At 64.6% G+C, this 9,304-nt stretch carries 8 protein-coding genes and 1 pseudogene; 4 read left to right on the top strand and 5 right to left on the bottom strand.

Annotated features, from left to right (window positions below):
• From ACXJ7R_RS17275 to ACXJ7R_RS17265, 3 genes and pseudogenes are all read left to right on the top strand, one after another.
• Positions 1-129, top strand: a pseudogene (locus tag ACXJ7R_RS17275) (ABC transporter permease); the annotation flags it as partial.
• On the top strand, positions 129-446 hold the full coding sequence (gene rhaM / locus ACXJ7R_RS17270; protein WP_457152895.1) for an L-rhamnose mutarotase: 318 nt from the start codon (positions 129-131) through the stop codon (positions 444-446). The pseudogene ACXJ7R_RS17275 and the gene rhaM, both read left to right, overlap by 1 nt.
• Positions 443-1,819 carry an FGGY-family carbohydrate kinase gene (locus ACXJ7R_RS17265; RefSeq protein ID WP_457152894.1) on the top strand — a complete coding sequence of 459 codons (1,377 nt, stop codon included), beginning with the start codon at positions 443-445 and terminating at the stop codon, positions 1,817-1,819. The genes rhaM and ACXJ7R_RS17265 overlap by 4 nt, the downstream gene beginning before the upstream one ends.
• On the opposite strand, the gene ACXJ7R_RS17260 is transcribed toward ACXJ7R_RS17265, so the two are convergent.
• The 3 genes from ACXJ7R_RS17260 to galE form a co-directional block, all read right to left on the bottom strand.
• Positions 1,820-3,646, bottom strand: a complete 1,827-nt coding sequence (locus ACXJ7R_RS17260; protein WP_457152893.1) for an alanine racemase — start codon at positions 3,644-3,646, stop codon at positions 1,820-1,822. It lies immediately after the preceding gene.
• A 2-nt stretch (positions 3,647-3,648) separates the two neighbouring features.
• Positions 3,649-4,899 carry a D-amino acid dehydrogenase gene (locus tag ACXJ7R_RS17255; protein WP_457152892.1) on the bottom strand — a complete coding sequence of 417 codons (1,251 nt, stop codon included), beginning with the start codon at positions 4,897-4,899 and terminating at the stop codon, positions 3,649-3,651.
• Positions 4,900-4,995: 96 nt separating this feature from the next.
• Positions 4,996-5,991 carry a UDP-glucose 4-epimerase GalE gene (gene galE, locus ACXJ7R_RS17250; protein WP_457152891.1) on the bottom strand — a complete coding sequence of 332 codons (996 nt, stop codon included), beginning with the start codon at positions 5,989-5,991 and terminating at the stop codon, positions 4,996-4,998.
• Positions 5,992-6,257: 266 nt separating this feature from the next.
• On the opposite strand from galE, the gene hemA reads away from it, so the two are divergent.
• Positions 6,258-7,535: a 5-aminolevulinate synthase gene (gene hemA, locus ACXJ7R_RS17245; protein ID WP_457152890.1), complete on the top strand. Its 1,278-nt coding sequence runs from the start codon at positions 6,258-6,260 to the stop codon at positions 7,533-7,535.
• Between the two features lie 30 nt (positions 7,536-7,565).
• On the opposite strand, the gene ACXJ7R_RS17240 is transcribed toward hemA, so the two are convergent.
• Both ACXJ7R_RS17240 and mscL read right to left on the bottom strand, forming a co-directional pair.
• Positions 7,566-8,732: a pyridoxal phosphate-dependent aminotransferase gene (locus ACXJ7R_RS17240; protein WP_457152889.1), complete on the bottom strand. Its 1,167-nt coding sequence runs from the start codon at positions 8,730-8,732 to the stop codon at positions 7,566-7,568.
• Positions 8,733-8,844: 112 nt separating this feature from the next.
• The gene (gene mscL, locus ACXJ7R_RS17235; RefSeq protein ID WP_457152896.1) at positions 8,845-9,267 is read right to left on the bottom strand and encodes a large conductance mechanosensitive channel protein MscL; all 423 of its coding nucleotides are present in this window, start codon (positions 9,265-9,267) and stop codon (positions 8,845-8,847) included.
• Positions 9,268-9,304: the final 37 nt, after the last annotated feature.

The raw sequence follows: 9,304 nt of genomic DNA, 5'->3' as shown, positions 1-9,304 counted from the left end.
GGACTGGTGACCTTCGGGCTTGGCCTGCTCAACGTGCCCGGCATCGTCATGTCGATCTTCATCGGCCTGCTGTTGATTATCGTCATCGCGCTGCCGATCGTCTGGCGGCGGCTGCGCGGAGGACGATGATGGCTGAGAAATACGCGTTCAAGATGAAGCTCAAGCCGGGCATGAAGGCCGAATACAAGAAGCGTCACGACGATATCTGGCCGTCGCTGGTCGCTCTCCTGAAGCAGGCGGGCATTTCCGATTATTCGATCCACCTCGACGAAGAGACCAACATCCTGTTTGGCGTGCTGTGGCGGCGAGATGGCCATGGCATGGACGACCTGCCGAGGCATCCGGTGATGCAGCGCTGGTGGGCTCACATGGCCGACATCATGGAGACCAAGCCGGACAACGAGCCGGTGGCCGTGCCGCTGGAAACCGTGTTCCACATGGCATGAGCGCGATGCGCCACATCGCCGTCATCGACATCGGCAAGACCAATGCCAAGGTGGCGCTGGTCGATCTCGCGACGTTGAGTGAGGTCGCGCTGCGCCGCATGGCCAATGCGCCGGTGCGGCAGGCGCCCTATCCTCATCACGATGTCGAGGCGTTGTGGGCGTTCATCCTCGACAGCCTTGCCGACATCGACCGCGAACAGCGCATCGACGCCATTTCGATCACCACGCATGGCGCGACGGGCGCGCTGGTCGACGCCGCGGGCGAACTGGTGCTGCCGGTGCTCGACTATGAGTTCGACGGCCCCGACAGGCTGGCAGCGGACTATGATGCGATCCGCCCATCCTTCGCCGAGACCGGCACGCCGCGGCTGCCGCTCGGCCTCAATCTCGGCGCGCAATTCTTCTGGCAGCAGAAAAGCTTCCCGGCGGAGTTCGCCAAGGCCGCCGCGATGCTGATGTATCCGCAGTACTGGGCCTTGCGCCTGACTGGCGTCGCCGCCAACGAGGTGACCTCGCTCGGCTGCCACACCGATCTTTGGAACCCGTGGACAGCCGACTTTTCGTCGCTGGTCGATCGCCTGGGTTGGCGCGAGCTGATGGCGCCGGTGCGGCCAGCCAAAGACCGCCTCGGCCCGATCTTGCCTGCGCTCGCCGCGCGGACCGGGCTCGCTCCGCAGACGCCGGTGTTCTGCGGCCTGCACGATTCCAACGCCTCGCTGCTGCCGCATCTTCTGTCCGACGCGCCACCCTTCTCCGTGGTTTCGACCGGGACCTGGGTCGTGTCGATGGCGGTCGGCGGCAAACAGATCGTGCTGGACGCGGCCCGCGATACGCTGGTCAATGTCAGCGCCTTGGGCGATCCCGTCCCTTCGGCGCGTTTCATGGGTGGCCGCGAATTCTCCCTGCTGACCGAAGGCCAGCCGGACAACTGGACCGAAGCTGATGTCGGCGCCGTGCTGACGCAAAAGACGTTGCTGCTGCCCTCGACCCAGCAAGGGTCGGGGCCGTTCCCGCATCATGCCGCGACATGGCTCAACACCGAAGGCATGAGCAATGGGCAGCGCTTTGCCGCCATCTCGTTCTATCTGGCGCTGATGACGGCGACCTGTCTCGACCTGATCGGCGCCGACGGACCGACCACGGTCGAGGGGCCCTTTGCCCGCAACGGGCTCTTCGTCGGCATGCTGGCGGCCAGCACGGCGCGCGCCGTTGGCGCTTCAGAGGCCGCCACCGGCACCAGCATCGGCGCCGCGTTGCTGGCAACGGACCGGGTAACGGCCCACGGTAAAGGCGAGAGAATGAGGCCGCCGACCGATCCGGCCTGGGCTGATTATGTCAGTGCATGGCGGGCAGCGGTCGAAGCGCAATGCTGATCACAATATCCGCTTGCCGAAGGCCGACATAACGAGGTTGACCGTATCGGTGCCGATCCGCGGCTCTAGATCCGCGGTCAGGCCCGAAACATCCATCGACAACAGCCCGCCGGAGAGCGCGATCGCCTCCATCGCCTGATGGGTTTCCCGTAAGGTGAGGCCACCGGAACCTGCCGCCCAGCCAGCGAATTCGGTGACATCAGGCGAATAGCTGACATGAAAACCCTGCGTGCCCGAGGTGGCGATGCGGATCGCTTCGTGCATCAGGTCGCGCATGCCCATGGCGTCGATGTCGGTCATGGTGAAGGCCGAGACGCGCGAATCCTTGAGCACCCGCGCTTCCGCCGGATCGGCGTGGCGCAGGCCGATGATGACGACATTTTCCGGCGACAGCTGCGGCTGCAGCGCGCCCGCCTTGTGGTCGAGGCCGAGCGCGCGGGCCAGCACCGAGCGTTCCGGCAGATCGATGCCGTCCTCGTCCTCGGGCATCAGGGCGGCGATGGAATCGATCCAGATCAGGCCGAAGGAGTGCGTCGCGCGCGCCGTTGCGGTCAGCGCCTTGTGCGCGATGCGACGGTCGGCACCCGCCGCCAGCCGTATCAGCCCCGATGGCGGCCGCTCGATATCGGCCAGTTCGACGACATCGAAATTCATCGCTTCGAGCCGCGCGCCGGTTCCTTCCCGAGCCAGGATACCGGCGGCGCCCTGTTCCGCCAGTATCGACACCATCTTGCGGCCGGAAAAGTCCTCGACATCGTGCATCGGGGCCTTTTCGACATATTCCGAGGTCATCGCCAGCAGCATGGCGCCATAGCTCATGCGGAAGGCGACGCGGTCGCCGACGGCCGGCGGCGGGTCGGCGTCGGCCACATCCAGCAGCAGATGGTCGCTGGAGGCGCCGAGCACCCGCACCCCCTTGGCGATCGGCGTCAGTCCCTCGACCAGCACGTCCTCGCGGCCGATATTGGCGATGGCGCGCAGCCTGTCGCCCTCGTCGGGGAAGACCGGCTGGTTGCCGAAGGCGTCGTAGCCGGATTGCCCGATCGGCCGTGACGGCTTGAGCTTGACCTCGATGATGTCGCTGGTCAGGCGGCAGGCGTCGGGTTCGAGTTCAGCCCACGGCACATCGCGGAAGGTTTCGACGCCGCCTTGCAGGATCGCCTCGCCGACGCGCAGATTGTTGATGCCGGCCGGCAGCTTGCCTTCGAGCAGCAGCGGCAGCGATGACGAGGCGCCGCCGGAAATCCAGTCGAGGCTTTTGCCGGACAGGCGCTCGGTCTTGTAGGCGTGGGCGACGAGCTGGCCGAGATTTTCCTGCGTCGGCATGATGGCGCCGAAACAGCCGAGATTGGTGCCGATGCCGGCGATCCGCACGCCCTTGAACTGCAAGATCTGCTCGACCGTTGGGATCAGATCGCTCGGCCAGATGCCTTCGCGGAGATCGCCGAGGTCGATCATCAGCATGATGTCGTGGACGCGGCCCATGCGCTCGGCGATGCGTGAAATCTCTCGGATGATGGTCAGTTCCGACTGCAGGCTGATGTCGACGGTGCGCACCACCTCCTCGACACGCGCCATCGGTGGACTGCGCAGCAGCATGATCGGCGCGTTGATGCCGCTGTCACGCAGCCGGCGGATGTTCTCGAAGCGCGATTCGGCGATGCCGGCGACACCACCGCGCAGCATGGCGCGCGCCACTTGCGGCATGCCGCAGGTGCCCTTGGTGACGCCGAACACCTTGATGCCCGACAGCGCGCAACGCTCGACGATCGTGCGCGTGTTGCGCTCGATGCGGCCAAGGTCGATGGCGACTTGCGGTCCCGACATTCCTAGCCTCCGTAGACCAGTCCCTGTGGGTCGATCTCCGGCTTGCGGCCGGCGACGAGATCGGCAAGGAATTTCCCCGAGCCGCAAGCCATGGTCCAGCCGACATGGCCGTGCCCGGTGTCGAGATAGAGGTTCTTGTAGCGCGCCTGGCCGATGACCGGCACGGAGTTGGGCATCATCGGTCGCAGCCCAGCCCAGAGTTCGGCCTTCTTCTCGTCAAAGGCGCCGGGGAAGAGATCCTTGCCTGTTCTGAACATGGCGGCGAAGTCGCTTGGCTTGTGGGTGCGGTCGAAGCCGGTGAATTCCGCGGTTGAGGCGAGCCGCAGCCGGTTACCCAGCCTGGAATAGGCGATCAGCTGGTCCTCGTCGGCGCCGCCCATGGTCGGACCCTTGCTCTCGTCCTCCAGGGGGATCGTCGCCGTATAGCCCTTCACCGGATAGACAGGCAGGTCGATGCCATAGCGGCGGCCGAGCAGGCCGCTCTCCGGTCCCATCGAGATGACCACGGCATCGCCGGCAATCGGACCGGCCGAGGTCATCACCGCACCCACCCGGTCGCCCTCGATGGCGAGGCCCTCGACCGTCGTGCCATAGAGAAATTTCACGCCGAGCTTTTCGGCGGCGTGGGCGGCGAGCTTTTCCACAAACTGCCGGGAATCACCGGTCTGGTCGATCGGCGAATAGACGCCGCCGGCGATCTTTTCCTTCACGCCGGCAAGACCTGGTTCAAGCTCGATCAGTCGGTCGCGGCCGACGATCTCGATCGGCAGGCCATGCTCGGCCAGAAAGCGGTAATTGTCGGTGCCGGTGTCGAGACTGTGCTGCGAGCGAAAGAAATAGAGGATGCCCTTCTTGCGCTCGTCATAGCCGATCCCGGTATCGGCGGAGATGGCGTTGATGCAGTCGCGGGAATAGAGCGCCAGGCGCAGCTTGACCCGGCTGTTGGCGCGCAAGCGCTCTTTCGTGCACTGGCGCAGGAAGCGCAGGCTCCAGGCGAGGAAATAGGGATCGAAGCGCAGCCGCACCTTGATGCCGAGATCATGGTTATAGAGCGCGCGCAGGAATGTCTTCAGCGCCGCCGGCGAGGCCCAGGCGGTGGCGTCGCCCGGCGATACCAGGCCGGCATTCGACTGGCTGGTGCCGCGCGCCGGCGCCGGATGGCGCTCGATCACGGTGACCTCGTGGCCGTCGCTGGCCAGATAGTAGGCGGCCGCCGTACCGACGACGCCGGCTCCAAGCACCGTTATTTTCATACCATCCCCCAAAACTCTTCGCGGCGCAGCGCCCTGCCGCGAATGCCTTCAATAGCGCTTCGCTGGGCGCCTTGCGAGCCCTGGGGAGGACCCGGCTCATCCTCGTGCGGAGTTCTTGCCGGTCAGGATGCGCTCCCAGGCGAGCGCGTCGGCAACGATCTGGTCGAGATCGTCGCGTTGCGGGGTCCAGCCGAGTTCGGCGCGGGCGAGATCCGAATTGGCGACCACTGCCGCGGCATCGCCGGGACGGCGAGCGCCCATCTTGACTTCGAAATCATGGCCAAAGGCGCGGCGCACGCTGTCGATGACCTCGAGCACCGAATAACCATGGCTGTAGCCGCAATTGGCAACGAGACTTGTGCCGCCTTCGCGCAGTCGTTGCAGGGCAAGGCGATGCGCCGCCGCCAGATCGCTGACATGGATATAGTCGCGCATGCAGGTGCCGTCCGGCGTCGGATAATCGGTGCCGAACACCTGCATGAACGGGCGCTTGCCGAGCGCCGTTTCGCAAGCGACCTTGATCAGATGGGTGGCGCCCGGCGTCGACTGGCCGGTACGGCCCTTCGGGTCGGCGCCGGCGACGTTGAAGTAGCGCAGCGCGGTGTAGCGGAGCCCATGCGCGATCGCCGCATCGCGCAGCATCCATTCGCTCATCAGCTTGGACAGGCCATAGGGCGATTCGGGAGCCAGGCGGGCATCTTCGCGCACCGGCTCCAGCCCGGCACCGCCATAGACGGCGGCGGTCGAGGAGAAGATGAAATTGGGCACGCCCTCGCGCACCGCGGTCTCGATCAGCGTGCGCGTCTTGCAGGTGTTGTTCTCGTAGTAGCCGAGCGGATCGGCGACCGATTCCGGGACCACGATGGAGCCGGCAAAATGGATGATCGCGTCGACCTTGTTGTCCCTGATGATCGAGCCAACCAGTTCCCTGTCGGCGACATCGCCGACCACCAGCTTCGCCTCCGGCGCCACTGCCCATTCGAAGCCGGTGGAGAGGCGGTCGAGAACGACCACGCTCTCGCCGGCATCCAGCAACTCCCAGACCATATGACTGCCGATATAGCCGGCACCGCCTGTTACCAAAACCGTCATCCCAGTCCTCGCATCTCAAGATTTATCGGAAACTGTCTCAACCACCGCCTTACTGGAAAGCCTGCCGCATGGCCATTACAACCCTTGGTAACCGGCATCATCGGCATGTGGCATCATGCTGAAACAAAATTGATCCACATCAAGGGAATAGGCCACGATCCGTGGTCGTTAGGAACAGGTCCGGGGCGTGGCATTTTGACCAAAAAGGCCCGGTGGACGACCAATGGGCCAATGATTATGATCCCGCGCAAAATTGGGAAGTCGACATGAACTATCAGCGGTTCTTCGAGGAAGCGATCGACCAGCTCCATGCCGAGCGTCGCTACCGCGTCTTCGCCGACCTCGAGCGCATTGCAGGCAAGTTTCCGCGCGCCATCTGGCGTTCCAATGGGCGCGCCGAGGAAATCACCGTCTGGTGCTCCAACGACTATCTCGGCATGGGCCAGCATCCCGATGTCATCGCCGCGTTCCAGAATGCGGCGGGCAAGATGGGCTCCGGCGCCGGCGGCACCCGCAACATTTCCGGCACCAGCAACCCGCTGGTCGAGCTGGAACTGGAGCTTGCCGACCTGCACGACAAGGAAGCCGCACTCGTCTTCACCTCCGGCTTCGTCTCCAATGAAGCGTCGATCTCGACCATCGCACGGCTTTTGCCCAATTGCCTGATCATTTCGGACGAGCTGAACCACGCTTCGATGATCGAAGGCGTGCGGCGATCGGGTGCGGAAAAGAAGATCTTCCGTCACAATGACGTCGCGCACCTGGAAAGCCTGCTGCAGGCGGCGGGCCGCGAACGCGCCAAGCTGATCGTCTTCGAAAGCGTCTATTCGATGGATGGCGACATCGCGCCGATCAAGCAGATCGTCGAACTCGCCGAGCGCCACAACGCCATGACCTATATCGACGAGGTCCATGCCGTCGGCATGTACGGATCTCGCGGCGGCGGCATCACCGAGCGCGAAGGCCTGGCCGACCGCATCGACATCATCGAAGGCACGCTGGCCAAGGCGTTCGGCACGCTGGGTGGCTATATCACCGGCACCAGTGCCGTCATCGACGCCGTGCGCTCCTATGCGCCGGGCTTCATCTTCACCACGGCCCTGCCGCCGGCGATCGCCGCCGCCGCGACCACCTCGATCCGCCATCTCAAGCGCTCGCAGGCCGAGCGCGACGCGCAGCAGCGGCAGGCGACGCGAACCAAGCAGATCCTCTCGGCCGCCGGCCTGCCGGTGATGGAGTCGCCGACGCATATCGTGCCGCTGCTGGTCGGCGACCCGGAACTCTGCAAGATGGCCAGCGACCGCCTGCTTGGCGTGCACGGCATCTACATCCAGCCGATCAACTATCCGACCGTGCCGCGCGGCACGGAGCGGCTGCGTATCACGCCGACACCGTTCCATTCCGACGCGCTGATCGCCGAACTGCAGGACGCGCTGATCGAGACCTGGGATGCGCTGGGCATACCCTATGGCTCCGCTGGTCGCCCCTCCGTCGCCAAGAGCGACCGGATCATTCCACTGCTGGTGCCCAAGTCAGGCGGCTGAACCCCGTTTGAACCTCGGTCCGACGGCGGCTCAAACAGTCTTCATCCACTTCGCCAGCCGGTGCGCCGCTTCCTCGACCTGGTCGAGGCGGCGGTGGAAGCACAGTCTGAGGAAGGCTTCGCCACCGGGGCCGAAGGCCGTGCCGGGCGCCAGGCCGACATTGGCCCTGTCGACGATGTCGAAAGCGGCGGTGCGTGAATCGGTGATGCCGTCGACCGTGAAGAACAGATAGAACGCCCCTTGCGGCACGGTGAACCGGGYGCGGCCGGTGGCACCGAGAATGCCGCAGACCAGGTCGCGCGCCTTCCTCGCCCGCTCGACCTGTTCGGCAATGAAACCATCCCCCTCATCAAGGGCGGCGACCGCGCCGCGCTGCATGAACTGGGCGACGCCCGAGTTGGAATACTGGATCAGGTTCTCGAACACCTGCTGCAAGGCAGGATGGGTCTTGATCCAGCCAACGCGCCAGCCGGTCATCGCCCAGTTCTTGGAAAAGCTGTTGACGAACAGGATGCGATCCTCAGCCGTCGCGATGTCGAGGAAGGAGGGCGCACGGCCATGGCCGTAGTGGAACAGCGCATAGATCTCGTCGGCGATGATCCAGAGGTTTTTGGCGCGGGCGAGATCGAGGATCGCCTGCAAGGTCTCGTGGTCAGCGGTCCAGCCGGTCGGGTTCGACGGCGTGTTGATGAACAGCGCCTTGGTGCGCGGCGTGATCGCCGCCGCGATCTTCTCGACGTCGCAGGACCAGCCATTGCCGGAGTGATCGAGCGTGACCGCCACCGGAACGGCTCCCGATATCGCCGCGGCAGCGTCGAAATTAGGCCAGGCCGGCGACAGATAGACAACCTCGTCGCCGGCGCCGGCGAGCGCATCGAGCGCCAGCTGGATGGCATGCATGCCAGACCCGGTGACGATGAACTGTTCCTCGGGGAACGTCTTGCCGAAATGCCTGGCATAGTAGCGGGCAAGCGCCTGCCTCAGATCGGGGATGCCCCTTTGCCAAGTGTAGAACGTCTCGCCGCCGGCCAGAGCCTTCGAAGCTGCATCGGTGATGAAGGCCGGCGTCGGCAGGTCGCCCTCACCGGCCCAGAGCGGGATCATGCCCTCGCGCAGGCGGCCGTAATTGACGACGGCGACAATACCGCTTTCGGGCGCCGCACGGGCTTCCGCGCGCAAGCTGTCGATCAAGGTCATGGCGGGTCCGTTCCAATCTCGGGCGTCAATCAGCGCTCCTTACCAGATGCGAAAGCAGAAAACCCCGGCCGCGAACGACCGGGGTTTTGGTCCAGCAAAGCCGCCAGAGAGGTTAGCGCTTGGCGAGCAGATCGCGAATTTCGGTCAGCAGCGCAACGTCGGCGGGCGGCGGCGCGGCAGGTGCCGCAGGCTTCTCGGCCTCAAGCCGCTTGCGCATGTTGTTCACCGCCTTGACCATGAGGAAGATGATGAAGGCAAGGATGAGGAAATTCAGCACCGCGGTGATGAAGCTGCCATAGGCGAAAACAGCGCCTTGCTTTTTGGCGTCCGCCAGCGCGGTGGCGTTGACTGCCGAGGACAGTCCAAAGAAATAGTTGTTGAAGTCCAGTCCGCCGAAGATCGCGCCGACGATCGGCATGATGACGTCGTCGACCAGCGAAGTGACGATCTTGCCAAAGGCCGCGCCGATGATGACGCCGACCGCAARGTCCATCACATTGCCCTTGGAAATGAATTCCTGGAATTCCTTCAGCATTCGACCCTCCTTGTCGTGACCGGCCGCTCTGCCGTTC

The organism is Mesorhizobium sp. P5_C1 (assembly GCF_054049815.1).
The sequence above is the reverse complement of the archived record's forward strand: the minus strand, read 5'-3'. Positions and strand labels throughout refer to the sequence as shown.

Excerpts from the sequence above, each read along its gene's own strand:
- rhaM (WP_457152895.1), top strand. The coding sequence starts at position 129 with ATGGCTGAGAAATACGCGTTCAAGATGAAGCTCAAGCCGGGCATGAAG.
- ACXJ7R_RS17265 (WP_457152894.1), top strand. The coding sequence starts at position 443 with ATGAGCGCGATGCGCCACATCGCCGTCATCGACATCGGCAAGACCAAT.
- ACXJ7R_RS17260 (WP_457152893.1), bottom strand. The coding sequence starts at position 3,646 with ATGTCGGGACCGCAAGTCGCCATCGACCTTGGCCGCATCGAGCGCAAC.
- ACXJ7R_RS17255 (WP_457152892.1), bottom strand. The coding sequence starts at position 4,899 with ATGAAAATAACGGTGCTTGGAGCCGGCGTCGTCGGTACGGCGGCCGCC.
- galE (WP_457152891.1), bottom strand. The coding sequence starts at position 5,991 with ATGACGGTTTTGGTAACAGGCGGTGCCGGCTATATCGGCAGTCATATG.
- hemA (WP_457152890.1), top strand. The coding sequence starts at position 6,258 with ATGAACTATCAGCGGTTCTTCGAGGAAGCGATCGACCAGCTCCATGCC.